This is a genomic window from Yersinia vastinensis (assembly GCF_902726565.1).
Taxonomy (GTDB): Bacteria; Pseudomonadota; Gammaproteobacteria; order Enterobacterales; family Enterobacteriaceae; genus Yersinia; species Yersinia vastinensis.
Genome location: NZ_CACVAF010000007.1, coordinates 76328 through 95171, shown reverse-complemented (window position 1 = coordinate 95171; position 18844 = coordinate 76328). Strand labels below are relative to the sequence as shown.

The following is an 18844-nucleotide window of genomic DNA, read 5'->3' as shown; positions in this document are numbered from 1 at the left end:
AAAAATGTTATGCAGAGTATGCCCTGCTTCATAGATTGTGATAAATCACTCACTATACTGGTCGTTCCACCTCAAAGCATAAAATCAAAGGGAACCTACGATGGACGAACAATTAAAACAGAGCGCGCTTGATTTTCACCAATATCCAACCCCCGGAAAAATTCAGGTATCGCCAACCAAACCGCTAGCGACCCAACGGGATTTGGCGCTGGCATATTCTCCGGGTGTTGCTGCCCCTTGTCTGGAAATTGCTGCTGATCCTTTGGCAGCTTATAAATACACGGCGCGTGGTAATCTGGTGGCGGTTATTTCAAATGGCACCGCAGTGCTGGGGCTGGGGAATATTGGCGCGTTGGCAGGTAAACCGGTCATGGAGGGGAAGGGGGTTCTGTTTAAGAAATTCTCCGGCATTGATGTATTCGATATTGAAGTCGATGAGCACAACCCAGACAAACTGATTGATATTATCGCCTCGTTAGAACCGACATTTGGCGGCATTAATCTGGAAGATATTAAAGCGCCGGAATGTTTCTATATTGAACAGAAATTGCGTGAACGTATGAAGATCCCGGTATTTCACGACGATCAACATGGCACGGCGATTATCTGTACTGCTGCGGTGCTCAATGGCCTGCGAGTGGTGAAGAAAAATATCAGTGATGTGAAGCTGGTCGTTTCCGGGGCTGGCGCGGCATCTATTGCTTGTTTGAATCTGTTGGTTGCGCTGGGGTTAAAGCACGAAAATATTACTGTCTGTGATTCTAAAGGCGTGATTTATCAAGACCGTGAAGCCAATATGGAACAAACCAAGGCGGCTTACGCGATTAAAGATAATGGTCAGCGCACCTTGGGTGACGCTATTCCCGGTGCCGATATCTTCCTGGGGTGCTCCGGCCCGGGTGTATTAACGCCAGATATGGTGAAAACCATGGCAGCTAGCCCGCTGATTTTGGCGCTGGCAAACCCGGAACCTGAAATCCTGCCGCCATTGGCAAAGGCCGTCCGTCCAGATGCGATTATCTGCACTGGCCGCTCGGATTATCCGAATCAGGTCAACAACGTGCTGTGCTTCCCGTTTATTTTCCGTGGCGCATTAGACGTGGGGGCCACCACTATTAATGAAGAGATGAAACTGGCTTGCGTACATGCCATAGCTGACTTGGCTTTGGCAGAACAGAGCGATGTCGTGGCATCAGCTTATGGTGAGCAAGACCTGTCCTTCGGTCCAGAATATATTATTCCTAAGCCGTTCGACCCGCGCTTGATTGTAAAAATTGCTCCGGCAGTAGCAAAAGCGGCGATGGATTCAGGGGTGGCCACACGTCCGATTACCGACTTTAGTGCTTACATCGAGAAACTGACAGAGTTCGTCTATAAAACCAATCTGTTTATGAAACCCATTTTCTCTCAGGCGAAGAAAGAGATGAAACGGGTGGTATTGGCGGAAGGGGAGGAGGAGCGGGTATTACATGCGACTCAAGAGCTGGTCTCTCAGGGGCTGGCTTATCCTATTTTGATTGGTCGCCCAAGCGTGATTGAGACGCGGCTGAAGAAACTCGGCCTGCACATTACTGCCGGGAAAGACTTTGAAGTGGTGAATAATGAGTCTGACCCGCGCTTTAATGAGTATTGGCACGAATATTATCAAATCATGAAACGCCGAGGAGTTTCACAAGAACAGGCCCGCCGCGCGGTGATTGGCAACCCAACCCTGATAGGTTCTATCATGGTACATCGCGGGGAAGCCGATGCGATGATTTGTGGGACTATCGGTAGCTATCATGAACATTATGATGTGGTTGAAAAAGTGTTCGGTTTCCGTGAAGGAGCGCATGTGGCGGGGGCGATGAATGCGCTGCTGCTACCAAGCGGCAATACCTTTATCGCAGACACCTATGTCAATGATGATCCAACGCCAGAGCAATTGGCTGAAATTACCTTAATGGCTGCTGAAACCGTACGCCGCTTCGGGATCGAGCCAAAAGTCGCATTATTATCACATTCAAGTTTTGGCTCCTCGGATTGTCCAGCCGCACGTAAAATGCGCCGAACATTGGAATTGGTCAATCAGATGGCACCGGAGCTAGAAATTGACGGTGAAATGCATGGTGATGCAGCACTTGTTCCCAGTATTCGCCATGACTTGATGCCAGACAGCCCACTGAAAGGAGCTGCGAATATCCTGATTATGCCGAATATGGAAGCGGCGAGAATCAGTTATAACCTGCTGCGCGTAACCTCTTCCGAGGGGGTAACTGTCGGGCCGGTACTGATGGGGGTGGCGAAACCAGTCCACATTCTGACGCAGATTGCTTCAGTGCGCCGCATCGTGAATATGGTGGCGTTAGCGGTGGTGGAGGCACAAACCCAACCTTTATAACGATTTGTTTTTAGGTGTTGCCAATCAAACCCGCCTTGTGCGGGTTTTTTACTTTTGAGAGAAAATTTAGCTGCGGGCTTTGCTGGCTTGCTGTAACCATTTATCCAATTCATTGGCAAATTGCTGGCGATCGCGCTGATTTAAGGTATTAGGGCCACCGGTTTGAATGCCGCTGGCGCGCATGGTATCCATAAAATCACGCATATTGAGGCGCTCACGAATTGTATCTGGGGTATAGCGCTCGCCACGGGGATTAAGAGCGATGCCACCTTTCTCAATCACTTCTGCCGCCAGTGGAATATCAGCGGTGATAACGAGATCATTTTTCTCTACCCGCTGGACAATTTCGTTATCGGCAACATCAAACCCGGAAGCTACCTGTAACGTACGGATAAATTTTGAAGGGGGCGTTTTTAATGGCTGGTTAGCCACTAATGTGACCATCATACCGGTACGATCTGCGGCACGAAATAGCACCTCTTTAATCACATTCGGACAGGCGTCCGCATCAACCCAAATTTGCATCAGTGTTGCTCTCCTGCGGTTAACCAATCTTTTACAGGCAGAAAATCACGGTACAGTGCCGCTTCTGCGCTATCGGGAGCTGGTTGATAATTATATTCCCAACGTACCAATGGCGGCAGTGACATCAAAATAGACTCAGTACGCCCGCCGGTTTGTAAGCCAAATAAGGTGCCACGGTCCCAAACCAGATTGAACTCCACATAACGACCACGGCGATAAAGTTGGAACTGGCGCTCGCGCTCACCCCAACTCAACATTTTGCGTCGCGCTACAATCGGCAAGTAGGCATCAAGGAACCCCTCACCCACGGCTCGCGCAAAATTAAAGCAGGTATCAAAATCGGGGCTATTTAAATCATCAAAGAACAGCCCACCAATGCCACGAGCTTCATGACGATGTTTGATATAAAAATAGTCATCACACCATTTTTTATAGCGCGGATAAATTTGTTCACCAAAGGGCTGGCACAATTGCCAGGCCGTTTGATGCCAGTGAATAGCATCTTCTTCAAACCCATAGAACGGGGTTAAATCAAAGCCGCCACCAAACCACCACACTGGATCTTCGCCGGGCTTTTCAGCAATGAAGAAACGCACATTGGCGTGACTGGTAGGCAGATAGGGGTTGAGTGGATGAATAACCAGCGATACACCAAGCGCCTGAAAACTACGACCGGCCAATTCGGGGCGATGTGCTGTGGCAGATGCCGGTAGCGTGGCGCCAGAAACATGTGAAAAATTGACGCCAGCTTGCTCGAATACGGCCCCATTGATCAATACCCGACTGCGGCCGCCCCCGCCCTCTTCACGGGTCCAGTTCTCTTCTGTGAACTCAGCGCTGCCATCAGCCTCGCTCAGTGCGGCACAGATTTTATCCTGCAGATCCAGCAGGTAGGTTTTGATTTGGGCGATATCGGGTAAATTCATCAGAAGGGTTCTAGTGGCCTGGCAATTTTCAGGGGCCAAGTATACCCCGATTTATCCTCATTGTTGTACTCTCCGTGTGGATTAACGCCGAACATGACAAGATTTATCTGGTTCTATTACGTGCTGTACCTGCAACAAATATCACTTTATTATTGCGTGATATAATATTGCGTAATAATCAAAATATCTATTTGACTCAAGGGTGCGTATATCCATGGAAATCCGCGTATTTCAACAAGGCGATTTTGAAGAAGTAATTCTGCTGTGGGAGCATTGCGACTTACTGCGGCCATGGAATGATCCGGAAATGGATATTGAGCGTAAGCTCAATCATGATCCCGAATTATTTTTAGTGGCGGAAGTCAGTGGCGCGATTGTCGGCTCTATTATGGGCGGTTATGACGGTCATCGTGGGTCTGCTTATTATCTTGGTGTCCACCCTGATTTCCGTGGTCGTGGCTTTGCCAATGCGCTGATCAGTCGGTTAGAAAAGAAACTTATCGCCCGCGGCTGCCCGAAGCTCAATATCATGGTGCGTGAAGACAATGACGCAGTGATTGGCATGTATGAAAAGCTCGATTACGAGACACAAGATACCATTATGCTGGGCAAACGGCTGATTGTGGATCAAGAGTATTGATTGTATTACAGAAAATAAACTTTCCCTCGTTCTTGGAGGGAAAGTGGGTATTTGATGTTACTGTACTGCTGGCATTGCTATATTCTGCATAGGCTGAAAGTCGAAATAGTTTGGTATACGTTGTATTCCTAACTCTTGGCCGAGGTCTTTGAATCCTGCCATATATTCTATCATTGTGTCTGGTGAATATTTTTCATTATTAATAAACGCAGTCATTCTTGCTTCTTCAATATCACTTTCTGCTTTTTCTATTTCCTCTAGAGTATAGTCGCTAACTTTATCTCTAAGTTTTTCGACTTTAGTTATATCAACAATGTCGGAAATATTCTGATCAGAATGGGTACGTGATTTTCCTAATGGTTGAGAAATTAAAAGATCCTTTGCATTATATGTAGTATCGCCAATTTTTATTTTTTCAATAACAGCACCATGATTGATGTCTAAATTAATTAACTGAGACGTATAGTGAGAGAATGCGTTTTTTTCCGCAGTAAACTCATTTACAGCTTGTTGATCATTATTTTCTTTAGCGACTCTAATCTTTTCGTTTAATGCACTGATAACGTCATTGGTTGATCTAGAAAGTATACTTGCTGGTACTAACCCTCTCTGATAAAAGCCATGCATTTTATTAAAATCCCACGACTTATGCTCATAGTTAATATTTATATCTAGTGCATTCTCATAGTGACTATTCACTCTATTTCCACGAGTCGTTAAATTAAACTCAGCATAAGCTTTATCTATATTCTGCTTACGGCCGGCACAGCCTATATCATCAAAAGTGACGACATTTTTAGATGCTTTATCACGGATGAAGATACGACCATCTTTAGCTGAGTACTCTAAATCTTCTTTTTTTGCATCTATAAAGGTAAGCGTATCAGTACCACCGGGATCTCTAATAACATAGTGACTTTCTCTTAAGTTTACTTTGAAATTTGTATCTCCATAATTACCTTTTATGATTTTCGCCGCTGCCGGATTTTCCTTTTCGACCTGATGATTATTTTCCATTTTTATTTTTCCTTATTCATTATATATAATTTTTTTGTTTTATATATTGTCGGGTGTAAATTCCAGACCAACTGGACTGTAATAAATTTTTACTGTGGTTGAAATAAACAATTCATAAACATAGTGTGGTAGTTGTATAATTTAATATATTTGTTTTTTATGGTGTTTTGTGTGAAATATTCAGCAGGATAGAGATGGAGAGGCAGTGGGAAATAGGAGTGCAAGAGTAAGATAAATAACGGGTGCTGAATGTCTACAGCACCCGGGAGTCACGGCTTAATTATTTAATCTTGATGATGTTTTTTACATCAACTTCAACAGAATTCCAGTCTTTATCGACTTTCCCTTCGATTTGTACTTTATCTTGTGGAGTGATGGTTTGACCTTTCCAGCGTTTGTTATCAATATCCACCGTGATAGTGCCGGTGCTGTCGCGGAAAGTATATGTATCGTGACCCAGGCGCTCAATGATATTCCCTTGCAGGGTGACGCGGGCGTCATCACGCATGGTTTTCACTTTATCTACCGTTGTATTGCTGGCACTCGGGCCAGAAAAACCACCTTGAGTGGCTGGTTGAGTTTGCGTTGTTGCTGGGCCATCAAAGCCACCTTGCGCGGTAGCTGTTGCACTTTGAGCGACAAATGGGGTGCTGCATAACATAACCAAGGCGGCAGCTAAGGTAAGTTTCTTCATTTTATTGCTCCTTCAATGAATGAATAGTGACATCTGAAATTAAAAGCCTTATTAACCTCGTGTTACCCAATACTAGACCAATATGGCGGTGGAACTTGCTTAATCACCAGATTATCGACAGCAAAGTATCCTGATTCGATGAATATAAATGGGGATAAAACCTATGTTATCAACCCTATCAACGGTTTTTTCTCTAGTTTTCCTGAGTTGATTTAGTTTGTTTATTGTGGCTCTAATGATCAAAGCCTGATGGGATATGGCACTTTTTCAGCTACGTGGACTCCAATCACTGGTTATCTTTTTTTCAACTGCCCCTCTTTTGCTTCTGCCCCTTATCTGCAGAAAGGCTTATTGGATGCAGTGGTTTTTTTAAGGAGCTTTAGATGAATCTTCGCCCACGATTTTCTGGGGTGCGGTTGTTATTACTGGGTGCCCCTTTGTTGTTAGCCGGGTGCTCGAGTATGTCCGGTTTCTCCTGGTCAAGTTTGTCGCCACTTAATTGGTTCAGCGGCAGTAGCAGCATGCAGGTTACTGATAAGGGTGTCGGTGGGATAACAGCCAGCACACCCTTGAGTGAAAATGAGATAAAAGAAGGTCTGAAAGGGGATTATCGGCTACGCAGTGGTATGGCAACTGACGATGGTAAATTGATTTCTTTCTATCAGGCTATGAAAGAAGACCAAATTAAGTTGGTTATCTCTGGCCAGCCGAAAGGTACGGTAGAGCGAATCGACGTGATGGATAAAAATATTCCGAGTCAATGGGGTGTGACGATAGGTACGCCATTTAGTAAATTATATAAAAAAGCTTTTGGCGTTTGTCGTCATGGCTCGGGTGATGATGCCGCACAAATCGAATGCGCTGCACCAGACAGTTCGCATGTGAGCTATTTATTTGATGGCGACTGGCATGGCCCGGAGGGGTTAATGCCTTCTGATGACTCGCTGCAAAGCTGGAAGGTGAGTAAAATTATTTGGCGCGCTAAAAGCGAATAAATATTATTCCCCTCCGATTAGCTACTCATTAAGGCGCGAGTTATTTTAAGCGCCTTAATAATATTATTATATTTCTCAATAGCCTATTCCCTCGCTCAATTTTATTTTGCGCTGACGCAAGGTTATTTTAATCGCTTCAGCTATGATACCCAGCATAACCAATACTCATTTTTAGTGGGGAAAAAATATGACCGAAGTTCAGAGTGGCATATTGCTGGAGCACTGCCGTTTTGCCATTTTCATGGAAGCCAAAGTGCAAGGTGAGTTTGATGCCATTCGTCAGGGATGCAAAAAATTCTGTCAGGCATTAGAAGAATTAAAAAATAAATTTCCTAATGAGCATTTAGGCGCAGTTATCGCTTTTGGTTCCGATGTGTGGCATGACCTGTCGAATGGGCAGGGCGCGAAAGAATTGAAACCTTTTGTTCCATTGGGCAAAGCTCCCATGATCGCTCCAGCGACGCAACGCGACTTATTAATTCATATTCAGTCACTGCGTCAGGATATTAACTTTACCCTTGCGCAAGCTGCTGTAGCGGCTTTCGGTGATGCTATTGCGGTTGAAGAAGAGACCCATGGCTTCCGTTGGGTTGAAGAGCGTGATTTTACCGGTTTTATTGATGGTACAGAAAATCCGCAAGGCGACAGTCGCCCGGAAGTGGCGGTGATCGCAGAGGGTGAAGAGGATGCCGGAGGGAGCTATATATTAGTTCAGCGCTATGAACATGACCTGAAAAAATGGAAACGCATCCCTGAGCACAAGCAAGAGCAAATTGTTGGGCGCACAAAATCTGATAGTGAGGAATTACCTTCGGACCAACGTCCGGATACCTCCCACGTGAGTCGGGTTGATCTTAAAGAAGATGGCAAAGGGTTGAAAATTCTGCGTCAAAGCTTGCCGTATGGGACTGCTAGCGGGAAACACGGTTTGTATTTCATTGCTTATTGCGCCCGCCTTCATAATATTGAACAGCAATTATTGAGCATGTTCGGTTCACTTGATGGCAAGCATGATTTGTTACTGGGCTTTAGTAAGCCTGTGACCGGTAGTTATTATTTTGCGCCGTCACTGACTAAGCTATTGTCCCTATAATAAAAGGCCGGATATCCGGCCTTTCTGTTTTTTGTGTCATCGCGTTAATTTATTTTAAGCCGGATAGATGGCATCACGCATTCTGTTTACCACCGTTTGCTTTTGTTCTTTGGTCAGCGCACGCAGTGGTAAACGCGGGTTACCGGCATCAATACCGTGTAATTGCATCGCTGCCTTACCGGCTGCCACCCCACCAAACTCAACCAGTACACGGATAAGCGCGATAACCTGATCCATACTGCGCTGAACGGCGGCTTGATTACCTGCGTTGAAGTCCGCAATAATTTTTTGGAACAGTGGGGCAGCATAATTATATGTGCTACCGACCGCCCCAATGGCACCGACTGCCAACCCGCCCGGTAAATGTTCATCCACCCCGAATGGGATATCAAATTTACCACCACTGACCCGCAGGCAGCGTTGGAATTCATACAAATCCGCATTATTGAACTTAATTCCTGACAGATTTGGGATCTTCGATTCTGCTTTAATCAGGAATTGTTCCATATCCAAATTCACACCAGACATCCCGGAATGATAGTAATAGAAACCTTTCGATGGAGCCGCAGCCGCGATAGCCTGACAATAGGCAATTAAATCATCCAGATTACCCGGCTTAAAGAAGCAAGGGCCGATGGCTGAGGTGGCGAAAATATCCAGTGTTTCAGCATGACGCGACAGGTCAACGGCATCTTTGATGCTCAGTGCACCAGTATGTAAGGTAATGCTCAATTTACCTTGGGCTGCTTTTACCCAGCGTTCTGCAATTTTTTTGCGTTCTTCAACCGAGCAATGAATACCCTCGCCGGTGGTACCGCAAACATAGACGCCTTCTACGCCGTCATTGACCAGATGCTCTGCAATTTGGTCGATGACGGGATAATTAACTTCACCCAATTCATCAAAGGGAGTGTGCGGAGCAGCAATCAAACCAGTTAACTTTTTCATACGCGTCCTTAATCAATCAGAGAGATGACCCTGGTGGTCACAATAGTTTGAGTACGATAGCAATCAGTATTCGGTCAGTTTTGCGGTTTCCGGTTCTTCAGTCATCTGTTCTGACGTTGTTTGTTCTGCAATAGCATCACAGAACCAACCGCAAATGTGTTCAATTCGGGTAATGGCGGATCCGACAGTCACCGCATAAGCGCCCGCAGAGATAGCCGCTGCGGCCAATGCTGGTGAATTATAACGGCCCTCGGCAATCACTCGGCAGCCCGCTTGGGATAATTGTTTAACCAGCGCCAGATCCGGCTCAGTGGGCACTGTGATTTGGGTATAGCCCGACAGGGTCGTGCCAATAAAATCGATGCCAAGCCGATATGCGGCCAGACCATCTTCAATGTTGGAGGCATCAGCCATCGTCAGGCAGCCTGTGGCTCGAACCCGCTGATATAAGGCTTCAACTGAAACCGGACGAGGGCGGCAAGTGGCATCAAAAGCAATAATATTGGCACCGGCGGCACTGAGCGCGTCTACATCTTCTAGCCAAGGTGTAATTCTGACTTCAGAATCAGGCAGGTCGCGTTTAATGATGCCGATGATTGGCGCATCGGTCACCCGACGCACCGCTTCGATATTGCGAATCCCTTCAACACGCAGGCCAACCGCGCCGCCATCGAGTGCTGCCTTTGCCATTGCTGCCACGATTTCAGGTGTATCCATAGCACTGCCAGGGACGGGCTGACAAGAGGCGATAAGTCCATTCTGGAGCTTGTGGCGGAGATTACTTGTGTTACTCATCGTTTTATCACTCGCAGTCAGGTTGCTCACGGTTTTTAGCTCCGATCTTTAATTTTAAATGAAGTTTTACTCCATTATGTTAGATCTTTTATTTGTACGGCGCAATGCTAAGAACGCCAAAATGTGAGTTATCCCCTTCGGTTTGAGGCGGTAGGAGGGGGCCAGTTAAATTTATTTGGGAGTTTTACTCCAATGCAAAAATAACAATGGAGTTTAAGGCGAAAAGTTGCCATAGTCATTTCGTCATCATCATTACATTTATTACAGGTGCAAGAGGGTCACGCCAGATGGGAAAAGTGTTGGCATTGGATATCGGTGGAACAAAAATTGCGGCCGCGGTGGTTACTGAAAGCGGCATGTTGATTGGCCGTCAGCAAATGGCAACACCGCGCGGTGGAGCTGAACAATTGGCAGTAGCACTGGAAACCTTGATAGCACCTTATCGACATCTGGTTGATTTTATTGCTGTTGCATCAACGGGCATTATCAATGATGGGCGGCTGACGGCCCTGAATCCGGCGAATTTAGGCGGGTTGGCTGATTTCCCATTACAAGACTGCATCCAGTCAATTGCACAATTGCCTTGTGTGTTGCTCAACGATGGGCAGGCCGCTGCTTGGGCTGAATATCAGGCGCTCAGCGATGATTACGACAATATGATGTTTGTGACCGTATCTACCGGCGTGGGCGGCGGCATTGTTTTGAATAAAAAGTTGCTGGTGGGTCACCGTGGGTTGGCTGGGCACATTGGCCACACACTGTCTGACCCCCACGGTTTACTGTGTGGTTGTGGCCGTCGGGGGTGTGTCGAAAGTGTGTCTTCCGGCACGGCGATTGCCGCAGAAACCTTAGGTTGGAAGCAGCCCGTTGCCGCCGCCAGAGTGTTTGAAATGGCACAGCTTGGCAATATTCAGGCAGAAAATATTATTAATCGCTCTGCGACGGCGATTGCTCAGATGCTGGCAGACATGAAAATGGCGTTAGATCTGGAAGTGGTGATTCTGGGGGGCAGTGTTGGTTTGGCTGTGGGGTATCTAGAGCGAGTCATTGGCGCACAGAAAATTCTGCCAGAAATTTATCGCGTGCCAATGCAGTCAGCCCATCATCGTCAAGATAGCGGGTTATTAGGTGCGGCATTGTGGGCCAGACATACCTTGGGTCATTGACGTGGCAGCCAACGCTGCCGCCAATAACTGGGTGCTCTATCATTATAAGTAAAATAAGAGGATCGCTATGATCAACGGATCATTAACACAAACAGCATTTTTTAGTGTATTACCTGAACGTCTTCAATGGGTTTTAGCTTATTTGGCCGAGCAACCCCTGTCGGCGTTAAGTTGTGGGCGTCATGAAATCGACGGCGAGCTGCTATTCATGAATGTGATGGAGTTCGATACTCAGCCGGCTGAAAATAAGAAAGCAGAGATGCACCGCACCTATGCTGATGTTCAGTTATTGATAAGTGGCATTGAAGGGATTGAATATTCAACACTGACGCCGACCGAGCATGTTGAACCTTATCACGCCGATGATGACTACCAACTGATTGCTGATATTCCAGATAAAAGTCAGTTACGTATGCTGCCGGGAATGTTTGCGGTATTTTTACCGGGTGAACCGCATAAGCCAGGGTGCTTGATTACTGGCTCCGGTTCTATCAAGAAGGTGGTAGTAAAAGTCCACAAAAGTTTGCTATAGCGCCGGCTAGGTTTATGATTTTGATATAATAATAACGCACGTTATCTTTGACATCTTCCCCGGCCCCCCGGGGTTTTTTTATTGATCTCACCCCGCATCACACTGCCATTTTTCTTCACGAACTGGGCCAATTATGTAATGATGCGCCCCAGAACCACTGTCCTCAATCCATCCATTCTCTTTCACTTGAGGTGTCCGCGTGAAAACTGGTGCTCCCCGTTTTAAGCCAGGTAAAATCCTTGATGCCTTGGGTGCAATGCAAAATAGCCTGACCCGTTCAGCACAGCGCATTGCCGCTTATATTTTGGCGGAACCGGCCAATGTTACCCAGCTTTCTATTGCCGACCTTTCCTCGCTGACACAAGCCGGAGAAGCCACGATTATTCGTTTCTGCCGGACACTGGGCTATAAAGGCTTTCAGGACTTCAAGATGGATTTAGCCATTGAAGTTGCTACCCGGCATAACAGCGAAAACAGTCTGTTAGATGCGGATGTGCAAGAGGGCGATGATACGCTGGCAATTGGCAGTAAATTGCAATCGGCAATTAATAATGTGCTGTCAGAGACGCTCAATTTGCTTTCTATCGAGAGTGTCGAGCAGGTGGTCAAGTTACTGCGCCCAGCCGATCGTATCTGTATTTTTGGTGTCGGTTCATCAGGTATCACCGCAGAAGATGCTAAAGGCAAATTGATGCGTATTGGATTGCGAGTTGATGCCGCAACAAATAACCATTTTATGTATATGCAGGCATCATTGATGCGTCCCGGTGATGTCGCAATTGGTATCAGTCATTCAGGTACTTCGGCTGAAACGGTACATGCATTAAAATTGGCCAAGCAGGCAGGGGCGACCACGGTCGCATTGACGCACAATATGGGTTCCACCATAACTGAACTGGCGGATTATGTGTTGATTAACGGCAACCGTCAGGGCCAGTTGCAGGGGGATTCCATTGGTACCAAGATCGCACAATTGTTTGTTTTGGATCTGATCTACGCCTTGTTGGTGAAAGCGGATCCGGCGCAGGCTGAGAGCATTAAGCGTAAAACGACGCAAGCGGTTAGCCAAAATGGATGACCGGTAATACATTTCCTGCTGCAATACCTAGCCACAGTGGCGGAGATATTCCGCCCGCAGTGGTAAACACCTCTTCATCCTGTTGTCAGTCTCATTCTCCTCAGCATTTCGCCATCTTTGTCACGTTTTAGACACATTGTGATTGAAATAGCGGGCTGATCTTATACACTCAAATGGAGTTTTACTCCTTTGTTATATTTAGTTTGGAGTAAAACCACATAAATATAAATGTGGCGAGAACCGTCTGGCAGTGACAGATTAAATGTTGTTAAACAATCAGTTGCTAGGGTTAACCCTGCCGCGAGGAAAACAGTTTCCGCCAGTGAACTTAGCTGGTGGTGGAGAGAGAGCGACGATATGAGCACTTCAGTACAATCTCGTGGAGACAAACCATTGCGTTGGTATAAGCAACTGACGCCTGCGCAATGGAAGGCATTTATTGCCGCCTGGATCGGTTATGCCCTGGACGGTTTTGATTTTGTTCTTATTACTCTGGTTCTGACAGATATTAAACAAGAGTTCGGTCTGACGCTGATTGAAGCGACCAGCCTGATTTCAGCGGCCTTCATTTCACGCTGGTTTGGTGGGTTGGTGCTTGGGGCCATGGGTGACCGTTATGGCCGTAAGTTGGCGATGATCACCAGTATTGTGCTGTTTTCCTTCGGTACGTTGGCCTGCGGTTTAGCTCCGGGTTACACCACTCTGTTCATCGCCCGTCTGATTATTGGTATCGGGATGGCCGGGGAGTATGGCTCCAGTTCCACCTACGTGATGGAAAGCTGGCCTAAAAATATGCGCAACAAAGCCAGCGGTTTTTTGATTTCTGGTTTTTCTATCGGCGCGGTATTAGCGGCTCAGGCTTATAGCTACGTGGTTCCAGCATTTGGCTGGCGTATGTTGTTCTACATTGGATTACTGCCAATTATCTTTGCATTGTGGTTACGTAAAAATCTGCCAGAAGCCGAGGATTGGGAAAAAGCCCAAAGTAAACAACAGCAATCGAAGCAGACGAAAGACCGCAATATGGTGGATATTCTGTATCGCAGCCATTTGAGCTACCTGAATATTGCCCTGACAATCTTTGCCGCCGCCGCACTCTATGCCTGTTTCACTGGCATGGTATCGACACCGCTGGTGGTGATTCTCGGCATTGTTTGTGCCGCGATATTTATCTACTTTATGATTCAAACCAGTGGTGAGCGCTGGCCAACCGGTGTGATGCTGATGGTGGTGGTATTTTGCGCCTTCCTCTATTCATGGCCGATTCAGGCATTATTGCCAACTTACCTGAAAATGGATTTGGGCTATGACCCACACACTGTGGGCAATGTGTTGTTCTTCAGTGGTTTTGGGGCGGCAGTAGGCTGCTGTGTGGGGGGCTTCCTAGGCGATTGGCTAGGCACTCGTAAGGCTTATGTGACCAGTTTGCTGATTTCACAATTGCTGATAATCCCACTGTTTGCGATTCAGGGCAGCAGCATCTTGTTCTTGGGGGGATTATTGTTCCTGCAACAGATGCTGGGGCAGGGGATTGCGGGGTTGTTGCCAAAACTGCTTGGGGGCTACTTTGATACTGAACAACGTGCTGCGGGCCTGGGCTTTACCTATAACGTCGGTGCATTGGGCGGAGCATTGGCACCGATTATGGGGGCATCGATTGCTCAACACCTCAGTCTCGGAACCGCACTGGGTTCACTCTCATTCAGTCTGACATTTGTGGTTATTCTGCTGATTGGTTTTGACATGCCATCCCGTGTGCAGCGCTGGATTCGTCCGTCGGGCTTACGGATGGTAGATGCTATCGACGGCAAGCCATTCAGTGGTGCTATTGGTCCAAATACCGCCGCGGTTGTCGTGCAGAAATAAAATAATTCATTTTTATGCCCAGTGCAGGTTGGCTGGGCTTTTTCATGGGCGAAGGCCAGCAAATTAGAGAGGCTGGCGACCAGCGTTGTGACTGGCTTAGAGCATTTGATACTTGAACATCACTAAACGGTATATAAAACCGTTATAGGTATGCGCCTAGTTATAAATACACTGAAGATATTAAAGCTCATCATTCGTAATCAATGATAAATGCTTGGTGAATGAACTCAGTGAATAAGGTGCAGAATGAAACAGAACTCAGTGAAGAAAAGTCCACGTAACGGATTAACTCGTGCCGCCTTATTAAGCGCGTTAATTTTCACCAGTGCAACCGCCTGCGCCACTGAGTTGCTTAACAGCTCTTATGATGTCTCCCGCGAATTATTCACCGCATTGAATCCGGGTTTCCAGCAGCAATGGGAACAACAAAATCCCGGTGACAAACTGACCATTAAACAGTCTCATGCTGGTTCTTCTAAGCAGGCGCTAGCTATCTTACAAGGTCTGAAAGCCGATGTAGTGACTTACAACCAAGTGACGGATGTGCAAATTCTGCATGATCGTGGCAATTTGATTCCGGCCGATTGGCAAGCCCGCCTGCCGAATAATAGCTCGCCATTCTACTCCACGATGGCTTTTCTGGTGCGTAAAGACAATCCCAAGAATATTCATAACTGGGATGATTTAGTGCGTGAAGACGTCAAATTGGTTTTCCCAAATCCTAAAACCTCAGGTAATGGCCGTTATACCTATCTGGCAGCTTGGGGGGCGACTCAGCAAGCCAATGGCAAGGATGAGGCCAAAACCCGCGATTGGATGCAACGTTTCCTGAAAAATGTAGTGGTCTTTGATACCGGCGGTCGTGGGGCAACGACCACGTTTGTTGAGCATGGCTTAGGTGACGTGCTGATCAGTTTCGAGTCTGAAGTGAATAACATCCGTAAAGAATATGGTAGCGACAAATATGAAGTGATTGTCCCACCGGTCGATATTCTGGCGGAATTTCCTGTCGCGTGGGTAGATAAGAATGTAGAGAAGAATGGCACGGAAAAAGCAGCCAAAGCTTACCTAACTTACCTTTATAGCCCCGCGGCACAGCAGGTTATCACCAGTTTTAATTACCGCGTTTATGACAAAGCGGCAATGGAAGCGGCGAAATCCCAATTCCCAGAAACCAAATTATTCCGTGTTGAAGAGCAATTTGGTAGCTGGCCACAAGTGATGAACACCCATTTCGTCACCGGCGGTGAGTTGGATAAGTTGTTAGCGAAAGGGCATCAGTAATGTTGTCGGCATCCAGTAAACGGGTTCTGCCCGGATTTACCCTCAGTCTCGGGAGCAGCCTGCTTTACACTTGCCTGATCTTGTTATTACCCCTCAGCGCATTAGTCATGCAGGTCGCCCAAATGAGTTGGGCGCAATACTGGGAAGTTATTACCAACCCTCAGGTTGTGGCGGCTTATAAAGTGACCTTGCTGGCGGCAGGTGTGGCGAGTGTCTTTAATGCGGTATTTGGCATGTTGATGGCTTGGATCCTGACTCGCTACCAATTCCCTGGTCGCAGTGTGTTGGATGGTTTGATGGATTTGCCGTTCGCTCTGCCTACTGCAGTGGCGGGGCTGACATTGGCAACCCTGTTTTCTACCACCGGCTGGTATGGGGCTTGGTTAAACGAGTTTGGTATCAAAGTTTCCTTTACCTGGCTTGGGATTGCCGTCGCCATGGCCTTTACCAGCTTGCCATTTGTGGTGCGCACGGTACAGCCAGTGTTAGAAGAATTGGGGCCGGAATATGAAGAAGCTGCAGAGACTTTGGGCGCTAGCCGCTGGCAGAGTTTCCGTCTGGTTGTGATGCCAGAACTGGCTCCGGCACTGTTAGCTGGAACCGCGTTATCTTTTACCCGCAGTCTGGGGGAGTTTGGCGCCGTTATCTTTATTGCTGGCAACATCGCGTGGAAGACGGAAGTCACCTCGCTGATGATTTTCATCCGTTTACAAGAATTTGATTACCCGGCAGCCAGTGCCATCGCTTCCGTCATTCTGGCGGTTTCACTGGTGCTGCTGTTTGGTATTAACACGTTACAAAGCCGTTTTGGTCGGCGGATAGGTGGGCACTGATGGCGGATATCACGGAGTTTAATGGTGTGGCCCGCCCGCCGATTAACTGGGGCAAATGGACACTCATTGCGATTGGTGCGTTGTTCTCGTTTTTGCTGTTAGTGATCCCGATGGTGTGGATCTTTATCACTGCATTCTCGAAAGGGTATGAGGTGGTGGTTCAGAATTTAACTGACCCCGATATGCTGCATGCCATCTGGTTGACGGTGTTGGTGGCGCTGATTACCGTGCCGGTCAATCTGGTGTTTGGGGTGGTACTGGCTTGGTTGGTGACCCGATTTGTTTTCCCCGGTCGCCAGTTATTAATGACGTTAATTGATATCCCGTTTGCGGTTTCACCCGTGGTGGCCGGTTTGATGTATCTGCTGTTTTACGGTTCAAACGGCATCGTCGGAGGTTGGCTGGATTCTCACGATATCCAATTAATGTTCTCGTGGCCCGGCATGGTGCTGGTCACTATTTTTGTGACCTGCCCATTTGTGGTACGTGAACTGGTGCCTGTGATGATGAGTCAGGGTAGCCAAGAGGATGAAGCGGCGGTATTGCTCGGAGCTTCAGGCTGGCAGATGTTTCGCCGCGTGACGTTACCCAATATTCGCTGGGCACTTCTATACGGTGTCGTGCTGACCAATGCCCGTGCTATCGGTGAGTTTGGTGCAGTATCGGTGGTTTCGGGTTCTATTCGTGGCGAGACATACACCTTGCCACTGCAAGTTGAGTTGTTGCATCAGGATTACAATACTGCCGGGGCATTCACTGCCGCGGCGTTATTGACGCTGATGGCAATCGTGACCCTTTTTCTGAAAAGTGGCCTGCAATGGCGTTTAGCGCGCCAAGTTGTTCGTCTTGAACAGGAGCAAAAGCATGAGCATTGAGATTGATAATATCAGCAAGTATTTTGGTCGCACCAAAGTGCTGAACGACATCTCTCTGGATATTCCTTCTGGTCAGATGGTGGCTTTGCTTGGTCCTTCCGGTTCGGGGAAAACCACGCTATTGCGCATTATTGCCGGGCTAGAGAATCAAAATGCCGGGCGTTTAAGCTTCCACGGCACTGACGTCAGCCGGCTGCATGCCCGTGATCGGCGCGTGGGTTTCGTTTTCCAGCATTATGCGCTGTTCCGCCATATGACCGTGTTCGATAACATCGCCTTTGGCTTAACCGTGTTACCGCGCCGCGAGCGTCCCAATGCTGCGGCTATTAAGCAGAAAGTGGAACAATTGTTGGAGATGGTGCAATTAGGTCATCTTGCAAATCGTTATCCTTCTCAACTTTCTGGTGGTCAGAAACAGCGCGTAGCTTTGGCACGCGCATTGGCCGTTGAACCGCAAATCTTGCTGCTGGATGAGCCTTTCGGTGCGCTGGATGCACAGGTGCGTAAAGAGCTGCGCCGCTGGTTACGCCAATTGCATGAAGAATTGAAATTCACCAGCGTTTTTGTGACCCACGATCAGGAAGAGGCGATGGAAGTGGCTGACCGTGTGGTGGTGATGAGTCAGGGCAATATCGAACAGGTCGGAACGCCAGATGAAGTGTGGCGTGACCCCGCGACCCGCTTTGTGCTGGAATTCCTCGGTGAGGTTAACCGCCTGAGCGGTGAAATTCGCGGTTCACAACTGTTTATTGGTGCCCACCATTGGCCGTTGGATCTTGCACCAATGCACCAAGGCAGTGTCGATTTATTCCTGCGTCCATGGGAGATGGAAGTCAGCACAAAATCAAGTGATCGCTGCCCACTGCCAGTGCAGGTGCTTGAAGTTAGCCCGCGTGGTCACTTCTGGCAATTGACTGTACAACCAATTGGTTGGCATCAGGACCCTATCAGTGTCGTCCTGCCAGAGGGCAATATTGATGCTCCTGTACGCGGCAATCGCTATTACGTCGGTGGATTAAATGCTCGCTTATATTCAGGCGATCAATTATTACAACCCATTGCTTTAGCCCAAAGCGCCTGATAAGTTTTTCTTCTTTTTTGTAGACACAGAATCATACCCAAAGTCATTGGAGTGGCCGCCAGGCAGCTAATGAGCGAATCCTGAATCACTTATTTAAATAAGTGATTCAGGTTCGT

Annotated in this window: 18 protein-coding genes; 12 read left to right on the top strand and 6 right to left on the bottom strand. The window is 47.4% G+C overall.

The genetic code is table 11. From position 1 onward, the window contains the following. Positions 1–100 precede the first annotated feature (100 nt). On the top strand, positions 101–2380 hold the full coding sequence (gene maeB / locus HUZ92_RS12280) for an NADP-dependent oxaloacetate-decarboxylating malate dehydrogenase (RefSeq protein WP_050101789.1): 2280 nt from the start codon (positions 101–103) through the stop codon (positions 2378–2380). Positions 2381–2446: 66 nt separating this feature from the next. Here maeB and HUZ92_RS12275 read toward each other — a convergent pair whose 3' ends face one another. Continuing rightward, entirely contained in the window at positions 2447–2905 is a 459-nt protein-coding gene (locus HUZ92_RS12275; RefSeq protein WP_050101791.1) for a YaiI/YqxD family protein, read from the bottom strand. Beyond that, positions 2905–3831: an oxygen-dependent coproporphyrinogen oxidase gene (gene hemF, locus HUZ92_RS12270; protein ID WP_050101793.1), complete on the bottom strand. Its 927-nt coding sequence runs from the start codon at positions 3829–3831 to the stop codon at positions 2905–2907. Before hemF ends, HUZ92_RS12275 begins: the two co-directional genes overlap by 1 nt. A 214-nt stretch (positions 3832–4045) precedes the next feature. Here hemF and HUZ92_RS12265 point away from each other — a divergent pair, with 214 nt between their 5' ends. After that, positions 4046–4471 (top strand): GNAT family acetyltransferase, encoded by a 426-nt coding sequence (locus tag HUZ92_RS12265; protein ID WP_050101795.1) that lies wholly within the window; start codon positions 4046–4048, stop codon positions 4469–4471. A gap of 57 nt (positions 4472–4528) precedes the next feature. On the opposite strand, the gene HUZ92_RS12260 is transcribed toward HUZ92_RS12265, so the two are convergent. Further along, positions 4529–5488 (bottom strand): hypothetical protein, encoded by a 960-nt coding sequence (locus HUZ92_RS12260; RefSeq protein ID WP_145579803.1) that lies wholly within the window; start codon positions 5486–5488, stop codon positions 4529–4531. Between the two features lie 280 nt (positions 5489–5768). Next, positions 5769–6182 carry a YgiW/YdeI family stress tolerance OB fold protein gene (locus tag HUZ92_RS12255; RefSeq protein ID WP_050101798.1) on the bottom strand — a complete coding sequence of 138 codons (414 nt, stop codon included), beginning with the start codon at positions 6180–6182 and terminating at the stop codon, positions 5769–5771. A 383-nt stretch (positions 6183–6565) separates the two neighbouring features. Here HUZ92_RS12255 and HUZ92_RS12250 point away from each other — a divergent pair, with 383 nt between their 5' ends. Together HUZ92_RS12250 and HUZ92_RS12245 are read left to right on the top strand one after the other, a co-directional pair. After that, positions 6566–7177, top strand: a complete 612-nt coding sequence (locus HUZ92_RS12250; protein ID WP_050101800.1) for an RpoE-regulated lipoprotein — start codon at positions 6566–6568, stop codon at positions 7175–7177. Between the two features lie 187 nt (positions 7178–7364). After that, positions 7365–8270: a Dyp-type peroxidase gene (locus HUZ92_RS12245; RefSeq protein WP_050101802.1), complete on the top strand. Its 906-nt coding sequence runs from the start codon at positions 7365–7367 to the stop codon at positions 8268–8270. A 54-nt stretch (positions 8271–8324) separates the two neighbouring features. Here HUZ92_RS12245 and HUZ92_RS12240 read toward each other — a convergent pair whose 3' ends face one another. Both HUZ92_RS12240 and HUZ92_RS12235 read right to left on the bottom strand, forming a co-directional pair. After that, positions 8325–9218 carry a dihydrodipicolinate synthase family protein gene (locus tag HUZ92_RS12240; RefSeq protein ID WP_050101804.1) on the bottom strand — a complete coding sequence of 298 codons (894 nt, stop codon included), beginning with the start codon at positions 9216–9218 and terminating at the stop codon, positions 8325–8327. Between the two features lie 63 nt (positions 9219–9281). Further along, positions 9282–10013 carry an N-acetylmannosamine-6-phosphate 2-epimerase gene (locus HUZ92_RS12235; protein WP_128451399.1) on the bottom strand — a complete coding sequence of 244 codons (732 nt, stop codon included), beginning with the start codon at positions 10011–10013 and terminating at the stop codon, positions 9282–9284. Between the two features lie 287 nt (positions 10014–10300). Here HUZ92_RS12235 and HUZ92_RS12230 point away from each other — a divergent pair, with 287 nt between their 5' ends. The 8 genes from HUZ92_RS12230 (at position 10301) to cysA (ending at position 18728) form a co-directional block, all read left to right on the top strand. Next, a complete protein-coding gene (locus HUZ92_RS12230; protein ID WP_050295784.1) occupies positions 10301–11179 on the top strand; it encodes an N-acetylmannosamine kinase in 879 nt (292 codons plus the stop codon). Positions 11180–11246: 67 nt separating this feature from the next. After that, positions 11247–11711, top strand: a complete 465-nt coding sequence (gene nanQ, locus HUZ92_RS12225) for an N-acetylneuraminate anomerase (protein ID WP_145579802.1) — start codon at positions 11247–11249, stop codon at positions 11709–11711. Positions 11712–11967: 256 nt separating this feature from the next. Then, complete coding sequence (locus HUZ92_RS12220) at positions 11968–12789, top strand: MurR/RpiR family transcriptional regulator (RefSeq protein ID WP_457853268.1); 822 nt, start codon at positions 11968–11970, stop codon at positions 12787–12789. A gap of 357 nt (positions 12790–13146) precedes the next feature. Continuing rightward, positions 13147–14655, top strand: a complete 1509-nt coding sequence (locus HUZ92_RS12215) for an MFS transporter (RefSeq protein WP_050101811.1) — start codon at positions 13147–13149, stop codon at positions 14653–14655. A gap of 246 nt (positions 14656–14901) precedes the next feature. Further along, the gene (locus tag HUZ92_RS12210) at positions 14902–15939 is read left to right on the top strand and encodes a sulfate ABC transporter substrate-binding protein (RefSeq protein ID WP_145579801.1); all 1038 of its coding nucleotides are present in this window, start codon (positions 14902–14904) and stop codon (positions 15937–15939) included. Continuing rightward, positions 15939–16772: a sulfate/thiosulfate ABC transporter permease CysT gene (cysT, locus tag HUZ92_RS12205; protein ID WP_050083455.1), complete on the top strand. Its 834-nt coding sequence runs from the start codon at positions 15939–15941 to the stop codon at positions 16770–16772. Before HUZ92_RS12210 ends, cysT begins: the two co-directional genes overlap by 1 nt. Next, positions 16772–17647, top strand: a complete 876-nt coding sequence (gene cysW, locus HUZ92_RS12200; protein WP_050101815.1) for a sulfate/thiosulfate ABC transporter permease CysW — start codon at positions 16772–16774, stop codon at positions 17645–17647. Before cysT ends, cysW begins: the two co-directional genes overlap by 1 nt. Then, complete coding sequence (cysA, locus tag HUZ92_RS12195) at positions 17637–18728, top strand: sulfate/thiosulfate ABC transporter ATP-binding protein CysA (protein ID WP_145579800.1); 1092 nt, start codon at positions 17637–17639, stop codon at positions 18726–18728. The genes cysW and cysA overlap by 11 nt, the downstream gene beginning before the upstream one ends. Positions 18729–18844 lie beyond the last annotated feature (116 nt).